Origin of the sequence: Methanobacterium sp. (genome assembly GCF_016217785.1) — an archaeon.
In the GTDB taxonomy this organism is placed as follows: Archaea; Methanobacteriota; Methanobacteria; order Methanobacteriales; family Methanobacteriaceae; genus Methanobacterium.
The window spans coordinates 307,791-329,171 of record NZ_JACRGA010000025.1; the positions used below are offsets into that span (position 1 = coordinate 307,791).

General features: G+C 41.2%; 17 protein-coding genes. 9 read left to right on the forward strand and 8 right to left on the reverse strand.

Annotated features, from left to right (window positions below):
• Positions 1–137: 137 nt before the first annotated feature.
• The 3 genes from HY987_RS10750 to HY987_RS10760 all read right to left on the reverse strand — a co-directional run bounded on the left by HY987_RS10750 (position 138) and on the right by HY987_RS10760 (position 6,237).
• Positions 138–2,114 carry a CoB--CoM heterodisulfide reductase iron-sulfur subunit A family protein gene (locus HY987_RS10750; protein ID WP_292758406.1) on the reverse strand — a complete coding sequence of 659 codons (1,977 nt, stop codon included), beginning with the start codon at positions 2,112–2,114 and terminating at the stop codon, positions 138–140.
• A gap of 701 nt (positions 2,115–2,815) precedes the next feature.
• Complete coding sequence (gene radA, locus HY987_RS10755; RefSeq protein WP_292758408.1) at positions 2,816–3,751, reverse strand: DNA repair and recombination protein RadA; 936 nt, start codon at positions 3,749–3,751, stop codon at positions 2,816–2,818.
• Between the two features lie 110 nt (positions 3,752–3,861).
• The gene (locus HY987_RS10760) at positions 3,862–6,237 is read right to left on the reverse strand and encodes an OB-fold nucleic acid binding domain-containing protein (protein ID WP_292758410.1); all 2,376 of its coding nucleotides are present in this window, start codon (positions 6,235–6,237) and stop codon (positions 3,862–3,864) included.
• A gap of 293 nt (positions 6,238–6,530) precedes the next feature.
• On the opposite strand from HY987_RS10760, the gene HY987_RS10765 reads away from it, so the two are divergent.
• From HY987_RS10765 to mmp11, 7 genes are all read left to right on the forward strand, one after another.
• Positions 6,531–6,956, forward strand: a complete 426-nt coding sequence (locus HY987_RS10765) for a MarR family transcriptional regulator (protein ID WP_292758411.1) — start codon at positions 6,531–6,533, stop codon at positions 6,954–6,956.
• Between the two features lie 120 nt (positions 6,957–7,076).
• Positions 7,077–8,327, forward strand: a complete 1,251-nt coding sequence (gene hacA, locus HY987_RS10770) for a homoaconitase large subunit (protein WP_292758413.1) — start codon at positions 7,077–7,079, stop codon at positions 8,325–8,327.
• Positions 8,328–8,419: 92 nt separating this feature from the next.
• Positions 8,420–8,929 carry a 3-isopropylmalate dehydratase small subunit gene (locus tag HY987_RS10775; RefSeq protein ID WP_292758415.1) on the forward strand — a complete coding sequence of 170 codons (510 nt, stop codon included), beginning with the start codon at positions 8,420–8,422 and terminating at the stop codon, positions 8,927–8,929.
• 156 nt (positions 8,930–9,085) lie between these two features.
• Positions 9,086–10,072 (forward strand): isocitrate/isopropylmalate family dehydrogenase, encoded by a 987-nt coding sequence (locus HY987_RS10780; protein ID WP_292758417.1) that lies wholly within the window; start codon positions 9,086–9,088, stop codon positions 10,070–10,072.
• Positions 10,073–10,284: 212 nt separating this feature from the next.
• Complete coding sequence (locus HY987_RS10785; protein WP_292758419.1) at positions 10,285–11,481, forward strand: aminotransferase class V-fold PLP-dependent enzyme; 1,197 nt, start codon at positions 10,285–10,287, stop codon at positions 11,479–11,481.
• Between the two features lie 227 nt (positions 11,482–11,708).
• Positions 11,709–12,119, forward strand: coding sequence for a 6,7-dimethyl-8-ribityllumazine synthase (ribH, locus tag HY987_RS10790; protein ID WP_100905336.1), 411 nt, complete (start codon positions 11,709–11,711; stop codon positions 12,117–12,119).
• 105 nt (positions 12,120–12,224) lie between these two features.
• A complete protein-coding gene (gene mmp11 / locus HY987_RS10795) occupies positions 12,225–13,157 on the forward strand; it encodes a methanogenesis marker protein 11 (protein WP_292758423.1) in 933 nt (310 codons plus the stop codon).
• Between the two features lie 179 nt (positions 13,158–13,336).
• On the opposite strand, the gene HY987_RS10800 is transcribed toward mmp11, so the two are convergent.
• The gene (locus tag HY987_RS10800; protein ID WP_292758425.1) at positions 13,337–15,067 is read right to left on the reverse strand and encodes a glycosyltransferase; all 1,731 of its coding nucleotides are present in this window, start codon (positions 15,065–15,067) and stop codon (positions 13,337–13,339) included.
• A 187-nt stretch (positions 15,068–15,254) separates the two neighbouring features.
• Between HY987_RS10800 and purE the strand changes: the two genes are divergently transcribed.
• Complete coding sequence (gene purE / locus HY987_RS10805) at positions 15,255–16,319, forward strand: 5-(carboxyamino)imidazole ribonucleotide mutase (RefSeq protein WP_292758427.1); 1,065 nt, start codon at positions 15,255–15,257, stop codon at positions 16,317–16,319.
• 511 nt (positions 16,320–16,830) lie between these two features.
• Positions 16,831–18,114 (forward strand): UbiD family decarboxylase, encoded by a 1,284-nt coding sequence (locus HY987_RS10810; protein ID WP_292758429.1) that lies wholly within the window; start codon positions 16,831–16,833, stop codon positions 18,112–18,114.
• A 79-nt stretch (positions 18,115–18,193) separates the two neighbouring features.
• On the opposite strand, the gene amrS is transcribed toward HY987_RS10810, so the two are convergent.
• The 4 genes from amrS to HY987_RS10830 are packed head-to-tail and all read right to left on the reverse strand — an operon-like array spanning position 18,194 to position 21,138.
• Entirely contained in the window at positions 18,194–19,198 is a 1,005-nt protein-coding gene (gene amrS / locus HY987_RS10815; protein ID WP_292758432.1) for an AmmeMemoRadiSam system radical SAM enzyme, read from the reverse strand.
• A gap of 53 nt (positions 19,199–19,251) precedes the next feature.
• A complete protein-coding gene (thiL, locus tag HY987_RS10820) occupies positions 19,252–20,313 on the reverse strand; it encodes a thiamine-phosphate kinase (protein WP_292758434.1) in 1,062 nt (353 codons plus the stop codon).
• A gap of 5 nt (positions 20,314–20,318) precedes the next feature.
• Entirely contained in the window at positions 20,319–20,768 is a 450-nt protein-coding gene (gene cfbA, locus HY987_RS10825; protein WP_292758436.1) for a sirohydrochlorin nickelochelatase, read from the reverse strand.
• A complete protein-coding gene (locus tag HY987_RS10830) occupies positions 20,740–21,138 on the reverse strand; it encodes a Zn-ribbon domain-containing OB-fold protein (protein WP_292758438.1) in 399 nt (132 codons plus the stop codon). The genes cfbA and HY987_RS10830 overlap by 29 nt, the downstream gene beginning before the upstream one ends.
• Between the last annotated feature and the right edge of the window lie 243 nt (positions 21,139–21,381).

Sequence of the window (21,381 nt, forward strand, 5' to 3'; positions counted from 1 at the left end):
AGATTGATTAGAAGGGATAATAGTAAGGTATGAGGATAGTATTGACAGATTAAACAATTATAATCCGTTAAATCTAAAAATAATTCTTTAAATAGTATTATAAAAATAAAAAAGAGGTTAAAGAAGGGTGTTTACCCTTATTTACCTGAATCTAGGGCAGCTTCGATCTGGGCGAATATCTGGCCAGTTCGGAAGTGCTGCTGGTCCATTGCACCGGATGGGCAGGCACCTACACAGGTTCCACATCCTTTACACAGTGCGATGTTAATAGTTGCTTTCTCGTCCTTCCTTTCAATGGCTCCGAATGGACATAGCTCTAAGCATACTTCACATCCACCGCAGACATCGGAGTCGACCACTGCAACGATTGGCTCGATTTCCACTTCACCTTTGACCATTGGTATTGCTGCTCGTGCAGCGGCACCAGAAGCCTGGGCCACAGCGTCAGGAATATCTTTAGGTCCCTGGGATACACCAGCCAGGAAAATACCGTCAGTGAGGGTGTCCACAGGTCGGAGTTTGGGGTGAGCTTCCATGAGGAATCCGTCTGCAGATTTGGATATACCTAAAGTCTGTCTGAGTTCTTCGGCTCCTTCTGGTGGTTCTAATCCAACTGAGAGAACTACCATGTCGTAGTTGTACTCAGTGACTTTTCCCAGTAGGCTGTCTTCTGCACGGAGAGTTAGTGTATCGTCTGGGTTCACCAGGACGGTAGCTGGTCGTCCGCGTATGAATTTGATTCCGTATTTTTCCTGGGATCTCTGGTAGAACTCTTCGAATCCTTTACCGAATGCTCTGATATCCATGTAGTAGATTGCTACATCGGTGTCAGGCATTTTGTCCTTGATGAGCTGTGCGTTTTTCATGGCGTACATGCAGCACACACGGGAACAGTATGGTTTGTCGATTTGAGCGTCCCTACTACCCACACACTGGATGAAGGCCACACTCTTGGGTTTTTCACCATCGGATGGTTTTAGAACTTTACCCATGGTAGGACCGGATGCGTTGATTAACCTTTCCAGTTCTAAACCGGTGATAACGTTTTCAGCATCGGTGTAGGACCATTCTTTCTTCTCACTTGGGTCGTATGGGTCGTAACCGGTGGCTACGATAATGGTACCCACGTCGATTTCGATACGTTCCGCTTTCTGGTCGTGGTCTATGGCTCCATTTCCACAGGCCTGGTCACAAAGCTTACAGTCGATACAGTAATCTTTGTCTATGGTGGCTACCAGTGGTACGGCTTGTGGGAATGGGATGAATGTTGCTTTGACCATACCCATACCTTCGTCGAAGTAGTTGGGCATTTCAATTGGACATACTTCGGAACAGCTTCCGCAACCGGTACAGATGTCTTCTATGACGTATCGTGGTTTCTTTTCAATTACTACTTGGAAGTTACCAATGTAACCGTGAACTTCTTTCACTTCAGCATAAGAGATGAGTTCGATGTTTTCGTGTTTACCAGCGTCCACAGTCTTAGGAGCTAGAATACACATGGAACAGTCAAGGGTAGGGAATGTTTTGTCCAGTTGTGCCATTCGTCCACCGATGGTGGGTTGTTTTTCCACCAGGTAAGTTTTGAATCCCATGTCAGCCAGGTCGAGTGCGGACTGGATACCAGCTACTCCTCCACCTATAACCAGAGCTTTGTTGTCCACAGAAACCTTTTCAGCTTCTAGTGGTTCTAGGAGTCGAGCTTTAGCAACAGCCATTCTTACCAGATCTTTGGCTTTTTCGGTTGCTGCTTCTGGTTCGCCCATGTGTACCCAGGAATCGTGTTCCCTGATGTTAGCGAATTCGAAAAGGAATTGGTTAAGTCCGGCTTCTCTGATACACCTTCGGAAGGTTGGTTCGTGAAGTCGGGGTGAACATGCTGCCACCACTACTCTGTTAATTTTACCATCTTTAACATCCTGTTGGATCATGTCCTGTCCAGGGTCGGAACAGAAGTATTTGTATTCTTCGGATACTACTACGTTGGGCAGGGTTGCTGCGTATTCTTTCACTGCTTCAATATCAATGACTCCACCGATGTTGATACCACAGTGACATGTGTAGACTCCGATTTTTGGTTCTTCAGTTGCTTCTTGCTTATTTTCATCTGCCAATTAGATCACCTATTTTTCCACATTGTGATAGTTAACTAATCTTATGGTCTAGGGTTGTATCTATTATACGGATAAAGTTTTCTATTAAAATTTTTAAACAAGGTTTATATAGTAGAATTTTTTTCCACATAATTCGCGAGTATTATGTTAGTTAGCAGTTTTCACCCATTTATAGCTTATTGATCTACAATATTAATTATATATGTACATTATCTGCTTATTGCAGTGTTCTGGTAAATTATCAACATTGAATTATTGTTTCAGATATTAAACAACGATACAGTTTTTGGATTCGAATATGATAAAGACAGGGTTATAATATTTACTTTCGTTGAGCCAGAATCGTGCTAAATCTATGGTATTATTCATGAAGGTTTGTACAGATGCACTGATCTCAAAAGGATTAATTGTTGGGGATTATATTCGTGGGGATTATAATTCGCGCCCTTGACCATAGATCTCTTCCATACTTACGTTGCTGATCCAAGTCTGTGAAAGTTGAATCTGGACGTTGGGATTATGGTACTGTATTCATCATTAAATTTAAGGAATTAGAAAATTAGGAATAGAATTATAAGAAAAATTATCTGGATAACGGGTTAAAATTTATTTTTAAGAGTTTAAAACAGCTAAATAAGGACTTAAACTTTTATTTAAAATATAAAAAAAATGAGAAAGGGAATGGATCACTCATAAAATGGCTAATCAACAACCCCTTCGGTAACTACCTTGAACACAGCTTCACCCTCAGGCAGATGAGGGCTGTCCACTAACCTGGCAATACGTTTACCTGCCAGCCCTTTCTTGAGCCATATTCTGTAGGTGGAGGCGTGTCCCAGTACGTGTCCTCCAATGGCCTTGGTGGGACTTCCGAAGAATGCGTCTGGACGGGCCTGCACCTGGTTGGTTACAAAGACTGCCACGTTGTATGTGTTGGCTATGTTCTGCAGGGTGTGCAGGTGCTGGTTCAGTTTCTGCTGCCGGGTGGCCAAGGACTCTCTTCCCACGTATTCTGCACGGAAATGAGCAGTAAGGGAATCAACAATCACCAGACGAATATTCACACCTGATTGTATGAGTTCGTTGACCTTATCGGCCATGAGTATCTGATGGCTGGAGTTAAATGCCCTGGCGATGTGGATCTTCCCTAGAACTTCCTCTACATCTAAAGTGAACCCTTCTGCTATCTGTTTTATCCTTTCCGGTCGGAATGTATTTTCGGTGTCAATAAAAACACATTCTCCACATAAACCTCCCTTTTCTGGAGGTAACTGCACTGTCACTGCAATTTCATGAGATATTTGGCTTTTACCGGATCCGAATTCTCCGAAAACCTCGGTTATGGCCTGTGTTTCTATTCCGCCACCAATTAACTCGTCTAAACCTGTGCTCCCTGTGATTATATGGCCCACGTCTTTCCTGCGTTCCATCACATCCAGGGCTGTTTCAAAGTCAATCTGTTCTGCCTTACGAGCAGCTTCGATGACTTTTTCTGCAACTCCTTCACCAATTTCAGCTTTAACACTGAGTTCCTTGGCGGTGGCTGTTGCCAGCCGCATCATGTCTGCAAAACCAGCATCTCTTAATTTTTGTGCGGTTTTTTCTCCCACATTGGGTAAGTCTTCCAGTTCCACCATGTTAATCTCCTTTGAACTTGTTTAATTAATTTAAATCTTTCTTATAAAGGGTGTTTTTGAATGGATTAAAAGTATTGTTAGTCAATACTTTATTTTCCATTACTAAGTAATTAAAGTTTAACATCCACCATTTTCCTGGCGTTTAAACGCACTTCCTCGTTATATTCGTCGAAACTTGCATCTGCGATCACGGTGATCTGTCTACCCACCAGATCCCCCACTTTTTCCTCCAGGGATCCCTCATCTCCAGTGGTGGCAATGATTTCTTCGGCTTCGGTGGTGGTCATGCCCAGAATTTCTTCGGCTGCCTTACGGAAGAAGGTGATACTTATAGTGCCAGTGTCATCTTCCAACATGAGGCTGATAATCATCAACATGTTAGGTTTTTCGATTTTTTCACCACAGATGTCGCAGATATAACCATCTTCCGCCCAGTTGACTCTTTTATTACAGTTGGGACACATTTCAAAGAGTATTTTGTTACCACGGATGTCTACTACTTCTCCAGTTACCTTTATGCTCTGGTTCCCTTCTTCAATATCTCCAATATTTTTGGAGGGATATAGTTTTCCTTCTATCTCATCCAAGCTGGGAACGGATGTTTCGTCTTCAGCGGGTTTAGTTATCATAGTCGTTCTACCTACACTGAGCTCAACACGATCATTTCGCATATTAACCCTTGGATTATCAATTTTGACTGCTTCGCCTTCTTTAAATGATGTGTTGGCCTGATCATCCCAGAGTGAAGCTCGAATCACCCCAGTGTCGTCGGCAATCTCCATGGAACGGACTATGCCTGCGCTGCCATCACTTTTGGTGAACTGGGTGGGTTCTCCCATACTTAAAACACGGCCGAAGATGCTCACATCCCGGTCCCCTTCAGCCAGCTCTTTGATCTTCTTACTCTGATAGATCATTGATTCAACATCTTTTAGAGATGGTAGGTCTTTTATCTCTTCTTCTGTAGGTTCAATGAGTCGGGAAGTTTTACCCACACTGAGATCTACCTGGTAATCTCCCAGACGTGTGCGTGCATTCTCAATTTTCAGGGCATCTCCCTCTTTCATTTGATGTTCTGCTTTATTATCCCACAGAGAAACCCGTACCATTCCAGAGTCATCGGCAATTTCTGCCGTTCTCACCATGCCGGTGGTGCCATCGTCTCGCTGAAACTCGTTGGGTTCATATAGGTTAACCACACGTCCAATGATATCCACTTCTTCCCCATCATCTTCTATTTTATTTAAGTCATTGATTTTCATTGGTTTTAGGTATTTACCAACTTCATTCAGTTTATCTTTCATTTCCTGGTCTATTGGGGGATTAATGATGAGTTTGGTGTTCCAGTTGGTGTTCACCCGGTAGTTGGTGCCGGAATAATCATCGAATTCAATGTTCCCTCCGATGATTTTCAGGATGTCTCCCTTTTTAACATCGATTTCAGTGTCTTCATTCCACAGGGTAAGACGAATAGCACCTGTATCATCCTCTAATTCCATGGATTTCACTTTTCCAGTGGTCCCATCGTCTCGTTCGAAGGTTATGGTATCGTAAACTTTGCTCACCAATCCTATCAGGGTAACATTTCTCATTTCATGGGCGTCTCCGATTTTGAGAATATCTTCCTGATATTCTGGAACATCAAAGTCTCCTTTTACAATTCTACCGATCCAGGAGTGGCTTAAGGATACTTCTCCATTACGAACTCTGCTCTGAGCTCCCAGTATCCTGACTGCGTCCCCTTCTTTTAGATCCAGATCATCGATGAGGTTGGTGTCTTTGTTCCACAGGGTGAATTGCATGCTACCACTTTTATCCTGCAGTTCCAGGGAGGCTACTTTACCATCTCTGCCGTTACGATCAAAGGACCTTATCCTGGGAATTCTAATGACACGTGCAACCACGTTTACTTCCATATCTCCTTTAATTTCACTCAAAGGAGTTATTTTATCGTTATATGGGGGTAAATCAGGGTAATCCGTTGGGTCCAATTTTTCTAGGGAGGATTGTATGTTAAGGTGGGTTTCATCATCCCGAAATCCCTGTTTCACTTCCACGTCATTGATTTGAACCACATCCCCTTCCTGGAATTTATCCATTAATTTGATGTTTTCAGTCCAAAAAACAACTCTTATTCTACCGGTCTCATCTGCAAGGATCAGGTTTGCTAGTTTTCCTTCTCTACCTTTCTTACTGGTGAATTTTTTAACGTTGGAAATGCTCATTACCCTTCCCAGTAGGTTTATGTGTTGTTTGCCGGTTTCTAAATCTTTTATCTTCCATAAATCCTTTACTTCTTCAGTGGGCTCGTTTTTTTCGGTAATATAGTCCCCTACCACCATATGGGCTATGCTAATGTCGTCGATAAAGCTTACATCTGCGTTTTCTTTTTTATATTCTTCCATTTTTTTCAGGAAGTCTTCATATGAGATTTTGTCCTTGATTTTCTCATATTCATCCTTTATCTCTTGGCTCATTTCCCTCATTTTATTCCCTCATCAATATTCTCTCAGGTCATATTATTAAATCATCTATCATATTCAATATACAGTTAGTATTACATTATATATATATTTTATTACTACATTGGGTTGGTCATCATTCAGTATTTTTTATCTATATTATATAATGTGATTAGTCCGAGCTTTTGAGAAGTAATGATACTGGTTCTGGATTGTCATATCTGGGTTAAATATTATGAAAATTTCTTTGGGAGCACATGGAATACTATATATAATAGTTAGTTAGATAAAACTATTTACTTGACAGGTGATAACCTATGAATAAGGAGCTTGAACTGGTAGAATCAATGGATAAACTTAGCGATTTAATGAGAAAATTCCAAACACAACTTCGAAGTGGAGATTTAAAAGAATACACTCTCAGACAACTTTACTACATAGAATTAATCGATAAAAACCAGGGAATAAGCGTTTCTGAACTAGCAAAAACACTGGACGTAAAAAAATCAACGGTATCAATAGCCATCAACCAGTTAATTGATCTGGGAATTGTAAACAAAATCCAATCCAACCAGGACAAACGTTTCTATTCTCTGCAGTTAACACCCAAAGGCAACCAGATAATGGAAATGCACAAACAAGTCCATAAAAACACGATAAAAAAGATTTCAAAGATTTTAAACCCTGAAGAAGTTGAAAATTTCGTGAAAATTGTAAATAAAATAACAATTTCTGAATTATAGCTCTATTCGAAATAAAAACAACTGATCATATTCCTAAGTTGAAGTTATTGATTTAAATTCATGAATAGGGGCAATTGAACCGATAAATTAATTGTAAATTACATAAATGGAGGAAAGCAGATGTCAATGACTATGGCTGAAAAAGTACTGGCAAAAGCAGCAGGATTAAAGGAAACAGGTGCAGGAGATATTGTCATGGCTAACATAGATGTGGCTATGACTCATGATCTAACCGGACCTTTATCTGTTGAATCATTCCAGAAAATTGGGGTGGAAAAAGTATGGGATCCTGAGAAAATTGTGGTTCTATTCGACCACCAGGTACCAGCAGACTCCCTAGAAGCAGCCCAGAACCATATTTTCATGAGAGAATTCGTGGAAAAACAGGGAATAAAGAATTTCTACGATGTTAGGGAAGGAGTATGCCACCAGGTACTACCTGAAAAAGGACACGTGATCCCGGGAGAGGTAATTGTAGGAACAGACTCCCACACCTGCACCCACGGAGCATTAGGTGCATTTGCAACTGGAATCGGATCAACGGACATGGCAATGGTATTTGCCACAGGAAAACTCTGGTTTAAGGTACCTGAAACCATAAAATTCGAAATAGAAGGCAAACTTGGCCAGCATGTTTACTCCAAGGATGTGGTTCTCAACATCATTGGACAGATAGGGGCCGACGGTGCTACCTACCAGGCCTGCGAATTCGGAGGTGAAACCACCAGCAACATGTCTGTATCCCAGCGTATGGCACTGTGTAACATGGCCATAGAAATGGGAGGCAAAACAGGAATGGTGGAAGTGGATGAAAAAACCAAAAACTACCTGAAAGGACGCACCAACAAACCTTACCAATCTTTCACAACTGATGAAGATGCAGATTCACTTACCACCATGTACGTGGATGTAAATGACCTGGAACCACAGATAGCCTGCCCCCACAATGTGGACAATGTAAAACCAGTGAGCGAGATAGAAGGAACACCTATAGATCAGGTATTCCTAGGATCCTGTACCAACGGACGCCTTGATGACCTACAAGTGGCTGCAGAAATCCTGAAGGGGAAACAAGTATCCTCTGATGTTAGGATGTTAGTAATACCTGCCTCCCGTGAAATCTACCGCCAGGCACTGGATGAGGGTTTAATGAACATATTTGTGGATGCCGGTGCCCTAGTGTGCAACCCCTGTTGTGGACCCTGCCTGGGTGGTCATGTAGGACTCCTGGGACCTGGAGAAGTAAGCCTGTCCACATCCAATCGGAACTTTAAGGGTAGACAGGGAAGCCCTGAAGCAGAAGTTTACCTGAGTTCAGCCGCAGTAGCCGCAGCATCCGCAATCAAAGGAGAAATAACAGATCCAAGATAATCACTGTTAGGAAACCTTATTTTATTGCTATTAAAAGTTTCAATCGATAATTAAAGATATTTAATCACATAAGATAGTTGAAGGTGGTAATTATGGACAAAGTACTTGAAGGAAAGGTTTGGAAGTTCCCTGATGACGTGGACACTGACATAATAATTCCCGGCCGATACCTGGTGTTAACCGGAGAAAAAGAACTCGCAGCATGTGTTATGGAAGGACACGATCCTGATTTTGCCAAAAAGGTGGGAGAAGGTGACATCATAGTGGCTGGGAAAAACTTTGGCTGCGGATCATCCCGTGAACACGCACCAATTGCCATAAAAGGAGCCGGAATATCAGCAGTGGTAGCGGAATCATTTGCCAGGATATTCTACAGAAACTCCATAAACATAGGCTTACTCCTTATAGAGGCTAAAGGTATTTCTAAAAATATCGAAGAAGGAGATGAAATCCAGATAGACATAGATAAAGGGGTTATAAGGGATTTAAACAGCTCTAAAGAGTTTGAAATAAAACCTCTCCCTGAATTCATGATGGGCATCATGAACGAAGGAGGGTTAATCAGCTATCTGAAAAACCATCTTGCCGAGATAAAGGACTAGTAAAAAAATTTTTTGACATGAATTCGATTATAAGAATCAATTAAGATTTAAATCAGTTTAATTCAATTAAAAGCTGTAAGATTTGATTTAGACTATTAAAATTCGAATGTCACTGAATTAAGAACAAATCATTAAAAAAGATAACAGGTGTTATGCATGTATAAAATAGCAGTTATACCCGGAGACGGGATTGGAAAAGAGGTAATGGAAGCAACCCTCCATGTGTTGGAAGCAGTAGATGTTGAATTTGATTATACTTTCGCCGATGCTGGAGATGAGCATATGGAGAAAACAGGGGTGGCATTACCTCAGGAAACAGTGGACATAGTTAAAGCATCCCAGGCATGTCTATTTGGGGCTGCAGGGGAATCAGCCGCTGATGTAATCGTTAAAATGAGGCAGGAACTCGATCTGTACGTGAACCTCCGGCCGGTTAAATCTTACCCTGGCACTAAATCCATTTTCAATAACCTGGACTTTGTCATAGTCCGTGAAAATACAGAAGGATTATACATAGGTCTGGAAGAGGAAACTGAGGAGGGGGCAACTGCTCTTCGAGTGGTCACCAGAAAGGCTTCTGAGAGGATATGCAAATTTGCCTTCGAATATGCTAAAAAAACAGGCAGGGATAAAGTAACCGCGGTACACAAGGCAAACGTCCTCAAAAAAACAGATGGGCTCTTCAAAGAGACATTCTACAAAGTAGCCGAAGATTATCCTGACATGGAACTGGATGACCGTTACGTGGATGCTACTGCCATGTTCTTCATCACCAAACCAGAAATGTTCGATGTGATTGTAACCACCAACCTCTTCGGAGACATACTGTCTGATGAAGGTGCAGGACTGGTGGGTGGACTGGGGTTGATCCCATCAGCCAATATCGGAGAAAACCAGGGATTGTTTGAACCAGTACATGGATCAGCACCAAATCATGCCGGTAAAGGAACTGCAAACCCCTCTGCCATGATATTATCCGCAGTTTTAATGTTGGATTACCTGGAAGAAAACGATGCAGCCCGCAAACTTGAAAATGCCTTGGTAAAAGTCCTGGCAGAAAGCAAAATGGTGACCGGTGATCTTGGTGGTAATGCATCCACCATGGAAATGGCTGCAGAAGTCAGAAAGAAACTGGAAGAATAAGACACCCTCTACTAAGTGTAGGTAACTGTTTTCAATGCCTACCTTTAATCTATTCCTTTTTTTATTCTTTTTGCCATATTTATCCTTAGAATTCAATATTATCCTTAGAATAATCTAACTCATTGGAAAAATATTTTTTTAATTATATTTTAAATTTTTATATACTATTTAAATCATATTATAATTAATTAAAGGAAATTTCAGGGCATATTATGAAAACAGCCGATGTAAGAAGGGATATTCCCTTACTGGAAGATGTCATATATCTTGATGCTGCCAGCACCACCCCCACACCCCGACCAGTAGTGGATGCCATGTGTGATTATTTCTACAACTACAATGCCAACACTGGCAGAGGTGCTTACCGGCTGGCGGTTAAGGCCTCCCATAAACTGGATGAAGCACGGGAGAAGATTGCCAGATTTGTGAATTCCCATCCTGATGAGATTATTTTCACCAAAAACACTACTGAAGCCATAAACATGGTAGCTCATGGTCTGGAATTTGAGGAGGGGGATAACATTGTGGTCCCTAACATTGAACACCACTCTAACCTGGTACCCTGGCTTAATCTGCGTAGTAAAGGAGTGGAATTGAGGGTTGTAAATGCAGATGAAAACGGAGTTGTTGATCCAGATGCAGTTGAAAAGGCGGTTGATGAAAACACGCGACTGATAAGTATCACCCATATCTCCAATTCCATTGGTTCGGTACAACCCGTGGAGGAAATAGCCAAAATAGCCAATAAAACTGGAGCACTTTACCTGGTTGATGTCGCCCAATCTGCCGGGCATATTAGTGTTGATGTGAAAAAGTTAGGGGCTGATTTTATTGCTTTCCCTGGTCATAAAGGATTGTTAGGTCCAGTTGGAACCGGATTTCTGTACTGCACCCGGAATGCACAGGAAAAATTGCAACCCCTTAACCTGGGAGGGGGAACAGTTGACCAGGTCACTGAAGATGATTTTAAACTCACCGAAGCTCCATATTGCTTTGAAGCGGGAACTCAAAATATTGCTGGGTGCATTGGCCTGGGAGCATCCATAGACTACCTGAAAAGGATTGGGATGCATAAAATAGAGAAACACAGTCAAAAACTAACCAGATTCATGTACCAGGAGATCCTTGATCTGGAGAAGGTCACTGTTTATGGGAGTCCAGAAAATATTTATGGTATTGTTTCCTTCAATATAGATAATATAAACCCCCATGACCTGGCCAAGATACTGGATGAGAGTAGATCCATATGTGTCAGGAGCGGTTTTCACTGTGCAATACCATCAATGAGGCATATAGGGGCTTATGAGTTGGGTGGAACCGTTAGGGCATCCATACATTACTACAATACTCGGGAAGAACTAGAAATATTGGTTGAAACTCTCAAAAAAGTTTCCAAATTCCTGGTATAACTTAGAATAAAGGGAGACGAAACAAAATGACCAGACCTCAATGGATAGCCATTTTTATAATAATAATCATGACTACCAGCTCAGTAGCTGCTATCATAGCTTATATATAATTATTATATTTGGTTAACTCGTATTGTGAAGATCGAGTGAAGATCAAAAATTTAATTGTATGTGGAAGATGAATGAAGATCATTTTCAGCTAAAAATTATAATGGAGGCATTAAATAATGGTAAAAGTTAGAATAGGTGCCGTAGTTGCAGAATTTAATTATGACATCACTCATATGATGTTAGAATTAGCAAAAGAACATGCTAAATTTTTAGAATCAGAAATAACTGAAGTAATAACTGTTCCTGGTGTTTTTGACATGCCTTTGGCCATAAAAAAGCTTTTAGAACAGGATGATATTGATGCAGTGGTTACTCTGGGAGCGGTTATTGAAGGCGCTACCTCCCACGATGAAATCGTTGTTCAGCATGCTTCCCGTAAAATTGCAGATCTAGCACTGGAATACGATAAACCAGTGGGGCTGGGAATCACCGGACCTGGCATGACCCGTTTAGAAGCCCATCAGAGGGTTGAATACGCCAAACGTGCCGTAGAAGCCGTAGTGAAAATGACTGAACGGCTTAAATAGTTGGATTAAATTTATCCAATTATTTCTATTATTTTTTCATGTAATCTAAATCAAAAGTTATAATACAGGATCTAATAATTTTAATAATTTTTTTGGAGAAATTTTATGGAAATACTCACCCCCCGTGACTTAAAAGATAAATTCCAGGACCCCTGGGTTGCACCCTACCAGAAAGTCCTCACCATGGTAAATGATGATCTGGTGGAGATTGTGGAGTACCATCCCTGCATATCCGGATCCCAGTGGATGATCTACCAGTACCAGCACAGCAGTGACATAGTATTAAAAGCTAAAAGAGATGGTAACAGACACACATTCCTGGTAAAAATGGGTAAATCTAATTTAAGTCTCAAACCCAGTTTACACGCAGCAGGAATTGAAGAAGTCTCTGTTGAGGGGGATGAAGTTAAAGTGGTCCATGCTGGACTGGCCGGTGCTGGTGTAGGGGCAGCAATGTGCCGGGGAATGGCAGAGGGGGTGTTGAGGGTAGAACTTCAGGATATTGGGGGAGGATCCAAGGTGGGAAGAGCCACTGTAGTCACTCCTCGAATGGAAAAAGTGATTATTGGTATTGATGATACTGACACCAAAGACGAGGGTGCCACGTGGACATTAGCTCATAATGTTGGGGCAGAACTCGCCCGTCAGGGATATCAATATCTGGATCATATTACAGTACAATTATATCCTCATAATCCCAACAAAACCCAGAACTGTGTGGCCATAGCCCTAGTATTCGCAGTGAAACCTGGAGAAAAGGATGGGCTGATTCGGAAGGTAGTTGAATTACTGAAAAAAGATACTTTGTCTGATAAAACTTCAATTGCTGTTCTTCAAGGTCTAGATGTCCCAAGAAAACTCCGATCATATTCTGAGGCTGCTAAAAAATCCATGCTAACCGTGGAAGAAGCTGAAAAAGTGGCGCAAGATGTGGGAGTGGAAATGGTGGAAGTTACCGGTTCTCAGGGAAAAATTGGTGCATTGGCTGCTTTAGGGATGTACAATGACATTGAAGAGGCAGTGAAAGTATATTATTAAGTAAATCTGTTTACTTCTACAATGCTTTGATTACTATTTTTTTATATTACTATTTTTTTAACTTTAATATTCCTATTTTGGCATTATACCTTATTTAATATTATTTTCTGAATTAGTGGCCTGTTATATTCCTAATGCCATGATCTGTTAAAAAATAAATTAATAAAGGAATATTTAATTTAACCGCTGGGGAGGTTGAAGTAGAACAAAATTCCCTTATCGGAAGTGGGGAACTCTGCACTGGACTTGGCATCTCCAGCAACCTCAATTTTCACCACATTATTCCCTTTAGTCACCAGGAATGTATTCTGGGAGCTATCATTATCTACTTGGATGGTTTTATACAAATAACCATTTAAATAGATTTTATAGGTTCCATCCTTGAGTATCCCTGTGGTTGTACCGATCTTTTCGTTGTTAAGATAGAGGTTGATGGTTTTAGCATCACTTGCCGTGTTTTTGATTATAATTCCCTCTGTAGCGGTTATGTTGGATGTACTCAGGGAAATGTTTTTCTCAGCGTAAATATCCTTGAAATAATTACGCAGATCAGTGTCCCTGATAACATCACGCACATTAAGCCCCAGGGCGATCCGGGCATTATAGGGTATCCTCATTATACTATCCTCCCCAGGAATGGTTTGATTTAAAGTATAACTCTGCCCACCGATGATGACCGTGTCTCCATAACCCAATTCCAATGTATTCAGGGCGTCCTGTGGTGTTCTGATAACAGAAAATTCATTTTCCAGGGCACTATCCACAGTATAGGGCCCCCTGATGTCGATGGTCTGGTTTTCCACTGGTTGCTTCCAGAATATCACATTCCTGGCTGCAGGTTCAACGGATATCTTACCTTCATCCACGTGCACCGAGCCCAACATGGTGAAGAGCACAGCAAACATGATGAGGGCGGAAACTATCAGGGGAGAATGCATGTAGAAAAACGATTTCAGATTCCGGGACTTACCATCCGGCCGTAAAATAGTTTTAATCGATGCTCTAATGATCTTAATGATATAGTAAGCGGCAATTATAATTCCAATTATGATTATGGCCAATCCCAGGTACAGGGCCACGTATGATGGACGGATTCTGATGAAGAACACAAAGAAAAATCCTAAAGTTATCAGTGAAAGGCCCAAAACAGCCATTCTTATGGATTTTCCAAGGGTGTCGATCATGGTTATTCTACCATAACTGTTGGCTCGGTCCACAATGGTTCGCACTACTTCTGTGGCCACGATGTTCAGTTCGTACAGGGAAGACATGGAATGGCTGATGTTACCAATATCCACCTCTTTAACCCGTGCTCCCATTACATCGGCGTCCAGAACAATTCCTACATCCACACCGTAATCATCTTCTAGCTGGATGTTATTCAGGAATGATCTTTTAGCGGCAAACTGACCACTCAGGGGTTGTTCAAACCTGATTTCAGGGAAGAAAAAGCTTAATAGAGGTTTGGCGGTTAACTCTGTAACTCGACCGGCTTCTCTTTTGAATTTGGTCTTGGTAACATCGGCTTCACCATTGAGGATAGGTTGGATCATCTTATCCACCTGTTTAGGGACTAATTTCTGGAGGTCCGCATCTATAAATACCACTATGTCTCCTTTAGAATTTTTAAACCCGGTTTTTATAGCAGCACCTTTTCCTCGATTTTTGGTATGGCTTATAACTGTGGCTCCTGCTTCTTTTGCCACTTGTTCAGTGGCGTCCAGGGAACCATCGTTAACCACGATGATCTCGTCAATATAATTAAGTGCTTTAACAGTTTTTATTACACTATCAACTGTTTTTTCCTCATTGTAAGCTGGTAATATGACCGAAACGGTCATTGGTTTTTTTGAACTCCTGGTTTTCACCGAAGCGATGAACAGGACAAATAATAGAATAATCCAAGACACTTATATTACACCTCTAATTCTATACAACTAATTACCTAAACTAACTTATATAAGATTATATTAAGGTTTCTCCTTTTTTTAATAGTTCATTTTACTAAAACTTTTATTATCAGTTTAAGCATATTGTTATGTGTAAAAGGGTCACATCGATTCCCTATTATATTGATACTAAAAAGTGAGGTTTATAATGGAACCAAAGGTTATGATCATACTGGGCAGTGCTTCAGACTTTAAAATTGCTGAAAAGGCCACCTCAATCCTGGAAAAACTGGGAATATACTATGATCTCAGGGTGGCATCAGCCCACCGTACCCATGAAAAAGTGAAAAAAATAGTTACAAAGGCAGCAAAAAATGGAGTCGAAGTTTTTATAGGAATAGCCGGACTATCAGCCCATCTTCCTGGAATCATAGCCGGGATTACTCATAAACCAGTTATTGGGGTCCCGGTGGATGTTAAAGTGGCTGGGCTGGATGCTCTTTTTGCCTCAGTCCAGATGCCATTAGGCGCACCAGTGGCAACTGTAGGGATTGACCGGGGTGAAAACGCAGCTATACTGGCAGCTCAAATAATAGGCATTGATGATGCAGATGTTCGGGAAAGATTATCCTCTTTCCGCAGGGATTTTCACTCAAAGATAGCTGAAGATGAGGAAAAACTTTTCCTCCAGATGAATGGGAAATATTATTCTAAAATCAGCCCAGATTCAGATGAACAAGAAGAAGTAGAATCCCAAAATGAAAATCTAGAGGGAAAAGAGACGAAGGCTACAACCCACCCTGGTAAACTGAGGGAGGGTATCATTCCGCCTCAAGTGGCAGTGATATCCGGAAGTTACAGTGATATTAAGGTGGCCAAGAAGACCACAATGTTTCTGGATAAACTCAACATCACCTATGACTCTTCGGTGGTATCACCAGTCAGATCTCCTGATAAATTTGAAAATTTCATGAAGAGAAATAGAGATGCCAATGTTTTCATTGCCATTTCAGGTCTTTCAGCCCATGTTACCGGTGCGGTGGTGGCTTACACTGAAAAACCAGTCATAGGGGTTCCCTGTTCAATTAAGATGGAGGGGATAGATGCTCTGTTATCCATGGTGAACATGCCTCCGGGAGTTCCAGTAGCCACCATGGGTGTGGATTCGGGGGGTAATGCTGCTATACTCGCTGCTGAAATGCTGGGTATAGGTGATAGTAGGATAAAGAAAGATTTGCTCAGATTTAAGGGTAACATTAACTGCAAAAGATGACAAGTTTTTCAAAATCCAATATTCCTCCTCCAATAATTTTTTAAAGGATTTTGTGGAAGTAAGGATTTTATGGGAGTTATATTTACAAACATGACTCATCATAGCTGTTTATTCAAATAGCTGTTTATTCAAATAGCTGTTTATTCAAATAGCTGTTTATTCAAATAAAATGGCTTAAATTGTTAATATAATGATTACAGTATAAAGATGTTCAATAGGTGATTCTTTTTATACGTGTACTATTTTTAACATAATTTTTACACATATCGTAGATGCAATCTGGCATTGAATATCAATAAATATATTCCAAATTAGTCCATAATATATCTTAATAATAATTTAAAGATCTACTGTGAAGTTATGAAAGAAAAGAAAAATAAAGGGGGAACAAGGGAAACTTGTTCTACAAACAGATTTTTATGCCCCGCGAATTATGTCTGGGGTTTAATTCTCCTAATATTCTTGATATTGTTTATGGTAACTATTATCAAATGAAATGGTTGGTGAATTTATGCGAGGATTCTTGAAAACTCTTGAAAAAGACTTTAACACTATTAAAATTGATGAAAAAGTTTCGGTTAACCTTGAAGCCGCTGAATTTCTGAAAAAAAATCCGAAAGACACTATCATAATGGAAAACATCCGTGAATCAGACATGAAAGTCATATCTGGGATATGCAACACCCGTGAAAAGATTGCCAGGGCCCTAAACACTGATGTAGCTGGAATTACTCAGAAAATAATGGGGGCAATTAACAATCCCCTTCCTATTAACGATTTTAAAAGTCCACAGGATAGTTTTGATATTTCCAAAACCGCTGATCTCACCGAACTTCCAGTACTAACCTATTATTCACGTGATGGTGGGCCCTATATCACTTCGGGGGTGATCATTGCCAAGGATCCGGAAACTGGTGTTCGAAATGCCTCCATCCACCGCATGCTCGTATTGGATAAGGATAGGCTAACTGCCCGTATTGTGCCACGACATCTCTATACTTATCACCAGAGGGCAGAAGCCCTTGATGAACCTTTGGAACTGGCAATTGCCATTGGAATGCACCCAGCCACCCTGTTGGCTACCACTACTTCGGTGCCCATTAACGTGGATGAACTGGAAGTGGCCAACAATTTCCACCATGGAGAAATGAAGCTCATAAAATGTGAAACAGTGGATCTGGAGGTTCCTGAATGTGAAATACTCCTTGAAGGACGGATGTTGCCACATGAAAGGGCTGAAGAAGGACCATTTGTTGATTTAACCGACACCTACGATGTGGTGCGAATGGAACCAGTGATCGAACTGGACCGGATGCACTTCCAGTCTGATTCAATGTACCATGCCATAATGCCAGCAGGTTTCGAGCACAAACTACTACAGGGCCTTCCACAGGAGCCAAGAATATTCAATTCCGTTCAAAACACTGTCCCCACTGTGAAAAACGTAGCTCTAACTGAAGGGGGATGCTGCTGGTTACACGCAGCAGTCTCTATCCAGAAACAAACTCAGGGTGATGGTAAAAACGTTATAATGGCGGCACTGGCCGCACATCCTTCACTTAAACATTGTGTGGTTGTTGATGAGGACATCGACATCTTCGATGCTGAGGATGTGGAATATGCTCTCGCTACCAGGGTGAAAGGTGATGATGACATACTAATCGTTCCCGGAGCTCGTGGATCATCCCTTGATCCCTGTGCCAAGCCAGATGGAACAACCACCAAGGTAGGGGTGGATGCCACCAAGCCACTGGACAAACTGGAGAAGTTTGAAAGGGTTAGTTTCTCTAATTAGGGTTTTTTAACCTATTTTTTTTATTTATAAAATTTTTTTTAAGATTTTTCCAATCAATGACTGGTTTAATTAACTTAAATTAAATTTCAATATCAATTTTCATCCCACAACTGGGGCATTCCTTATTTTTCTTCAAATTATTAGATCCCACACTAAATCCATCCCTCTTAATGAGAAGTTCTCCACAATCAGGACACCTGGTGTTCTCCCCATCACTCCCTGGGACATTCCCCACGTAGACGTACTTCACACCTGATTCTCTGGCCATTTTATAGGCTTTCTCCAGGGTTTTCACAGGGGTAGGTGGGACCTGGTTCATTTTGTAATGGGGATAGAAGCGGGTGAAGTGTAGAGGGATGTTCACATCCACATCAGCCACAAATTTCACCAGTGTTTGGAGGTCTTCCTCGGAATCATTGTAGCCCGGTATCACCAGGTTGGTAATTTCCAAGTGGATGCCCTTATCATGCATGGTCTGTATGTTTTCTAGCACGGGTTCCAGACGTGCCTGGCACAGTTCTCGGTAAAATTTATCAGACATCCCCTTCAAATCCACATTGGCCGCATCCAGGTGAGGTGCGATTAGATCCAATGATTCAGAGCTCATGTAACCATTGGTAACATAAACTGTCTTCAAATCATTTTTATGGGCCAGTTTTGCCGAGTCATAGGTATATTCAAACCACATGGTAGGTTCGTTGTAGGTCCATGAAATGGACTGGCAGTTATTATCTTGGGCCATCTGTATGGCTTCTTCGGGAAGGATATCTCTGATTCCTATTTCCTCCAGACTGGCCTGGGATATGGACCAATTCTGGCAGTAAGGGCAGCGGAAGTTGCAGCCAACGCTTCCCAGGCTGAATGATAGGCTGCCGGGATAAAAATGGAAGAGAGGTTTTTTTTCAATGGGGTCAACTGCCACTGAGGAAGCAGATGCGTAATTCAGGCTGTACATGGTGCCATTATCATTCTGCCTCATCCCGCAAAAACCAGTCTTACCATTGGATATAACACAACTACGATTACAGATATGGCAGTTAAGCACACTATCCCGCTTTTCATAAAGTATGGCTTCCTTCTTCATTAGATAAACCCCCGTTTATTAGATGATCAAGATGTCCATCAAATAATCCTCACTTATGTAAAGTGCTGGTAACCCTTATTTTCTAATATATTTGTTTTACCATCTTTATCTATTATTTCCATCTTACCAGAATCCGTCACCACACCCACCTGATGAAGCCCGAACTCATCCTTTAGATGGTCAAAATCATCTTTTTGAAGGGTTAAAAGAAGTTCAAAATCCTCACCATAATAAAGGGCAAAATCAAGGGGGTCCTGGTTTAATGCCGCAGCTATCTCTTCCACCTCGGGAATAAGGGGGATCATGGTTTCAAAAAGAGTAATTCCCAACCTGTTTTTGGAAGCTTCCAACAATTCCCCTACTTCACTGGCCAGACCATCGGTTATATCAGTGGCAGAAGTCACTATACCTGTATTTGCCAGCATAATCCCCTCTTTTAATCTGGCATGCGGTTGGAGGGCATGTTTCTGGATGAGTTCTAGGGTTGAGTGGTTAAGATTTTTTTTAAGGTCTTCCCTTACAGTTGGGGGGGATAATAAGAATTCAAATCCTGCTGCAGCCACACCCAATGGGCCGGTAACTGCCACCACATCCCCTGGCTGGGCACCCTCTTTCATGAGTACTTTGTTTTTATCCACCATTCCTAAACCGGTTCCACTGAGGATTAACTCATCAGATTGATTGGTGTCACCACCCATCAGTCCCATTTCATAATCCTGGCAGGAATAGAGAACACCATCCATTATTGCATCGAATTCATTAAGGGGAAGATCCTTTGGTAACCCCAGAGACAGTATAAAACCAATGGGTTTGGCTCCCATTGCTGCCAGGTCACTGACATTCACTGTCACCACTTTCATCCCCTTCATTCCAGGGCTCATATCGGATGGTAGATGAGATGATTCCAGTAAAAGGTCGGAAGTTATCACTAAATATTTATCCCCAAGATCAATGAGGGCAGCGTCGTCACTGAGACTTTTATAATAAAATTCATCAAAAAAAGGAGAATTAGGTTGAAAAGCACGACTCCTTGAGAGGAGTCGCTTGATAAGCTTTTTCTCACCAATATGAGATATTTTAAGGTTTTCCGGGGTTTTAATATTTTTAGAAGGCATTATCTTTAAAGGGCCCCATTAACCCGGTCTTTTATTATGGAAACGATTTTTGGATCGGGACCCAGAGGGTCGGTGTAGATTATTTCCCCATGGAAGTGGATCTCCTCTGTTTCACCGTGGTCATGGCTGTGTCCATGTGCATGGCTGTGGTCATGGGTTTCGTCACCATTGTTCAATCCCAGAATACGGGGAATGTCCTGGGTGGTGTGCACTCCAGGAGCCAGGAACACAGGGGTTACTACAATCTTTTCCACACCCATCTGGGCCAGTTTATTGATGGATGATGGGATGGATGGTTTATTCATGTTCATAAATCCTACTTCCACCGGATGATCACTTTCCTGTCTATAAATTTCTGCTAACTGGCTTAGAACATCTTTACCATAGGGTAGTCGGCTGCCGTGGCCCACTAAAACGATCCCTACCTTACTGTTTGAGTTTGAATTTGTAACCATAGGATATAACTCCTTCATCGCCTTCTTCTCTGATTTTTCTGAATACCAACTCTACTTCTTGACCTATTTCAATGTTATCGGTGTTACAATCTACTATTTGGCTGGTGATCTTGGCTCCTTCTTCCAGTTCAATAATAGCCACGGCATATGGGGATATATTCTTAAATTCATCTGTTGGGGTGTGTATAACAGAGTAACTCATAATTTTTCCATTTCCAGTGAATTTTATGGGTTCCAGTTTACCTTTTCGTCTGCATTTGGGGCAGATAACCCTCATTGGGAAAAATACTTCGCCGCATTGTAAACACTTTGATCCAATGAGATTATATCTTTGGGAGATGTGACGCCAGCCTCTTACAATATCTTTCATTTATAATACCTCGCTAATAGCTTTTGATTAAGTTGGTTATTGCTTGTTTAAATTCAGTTAGTTTAATTTAGATTTTATAATTTGATCTATTCCATAATTTGATCTATTCTTATAAATCCTTTTATAGTCCTGATGTTTTTATATGTTTATGATTCGAATAGGATCCACTTCTACAAATTATATATGATCTATTTTTTGTCTTTACTAATGCTCGGAATAATATAATTTTTTACTTTAGAAATA

Excerpts from the sequence above, each read along its gene's own strand:
- radA (WP_292758408.1), bottom strand. The coding sequence starts at position 3,751 with ATGGTGGAACTGGAAGACTTACCCAATGTGGGAGAAAAAACCGCACAA.
- HY987_RS10760 (WP_292758410.1), bottom strand. The coding sequence starts at position 6,237 with ATGAGGGAAATGAGCCAAGAGATAAAGGATGAATATGAGAAAATCAAG.
- HY987_RS10765 (WP_292758411.1), top strand. The coding sequence starts at position 6,531 with ATGAATAAGGAGCTTGAACTGGTAGAATCAATGGATAAACTTAGCGAT.
- hacA (WP_292758413.1), top strand. The coding sequence starts at position 7,077 with ATGTCAATGACTATGGCTGAAAAAGTACTGGCAAAAGCAGCAGGATTA.
- HY987_RS10775 (WP_292758415.1), top strand. The coding sequence starts at position 8,420 with ATGGACAAAGTACTTGAAGGAAAGGTTTGGAAGTTCCCTGATGACGTG.
- HY987_RS10780 (WP_292758417.1), top strand. The coding sequence starts at position 9,086 with ATGTATAAAATAGCAGTTATACCCGGAGACGGGATTGGAAAAGAGGTA.
- HY987_RS10785 (WP_292758419.1), top strand. The coding sequence starts at position 10,285 with ATGAAAACAGCCGATGTAAGAAGGGATATTCCCTTACTGGAAGATGTC.
- ribH (WP_100905336.1), top strand. The coding sequence starts at position 11,709 with ATGGTAAAAGTTAGAATAGGTGCCGTAGTTGCAGAATTTAATTATGAC.
- mmp11 (WP_292758423.1), top strand. The coding sequence starts at position 12,225 with ATGGAAATACTCACCCCCCGTGACTTAAAAGATAAATTCCAGGACCCC.
- purE (WP_292758427.1), top strand. The coding sequence starts at position 15,255 with ATGGAACCAAAGGTTATGATCATACTGGGCAGTGCTTCAGACTTTAAA.
- HY987_RS10810 (WP_292758429.1), top strand. The coding sequence starts at position 16,831 with ATGCGAGGATTCTTGAAAACTCTTGAAAAAGACTTTAACACTATTAAA.
- amrS (WP_292758432.1), bottom strand. The coding sequence starts at position 19,198 with ATGAAGAAGGAAGCCATACTTTATGAAAAGCGGGATAGTGTGCTTAAC.
- thiL (WP_292758434.1), bottom strand. The coding sequence starts at position 20,313 with ATGCCTTCTAAAAATATTAAAACCCCGGAAAACCTTAAAATATCTCAT.
- cfbA (WP_292758436.1), bottom strand. The coding sequence starts at position 20,768 with ATGGTTACAAATTCAAACTCAAACAGTAAGGTAGGGATCGTTTTAGTG.
- HY987_RS10830 (WP_292758438.1), bottom strand. The coding sequence starts at position 21,138 with ATGAAAGATATTGTAAGAGGCTGGCGTCACATCTCCCAAAGATATAAT.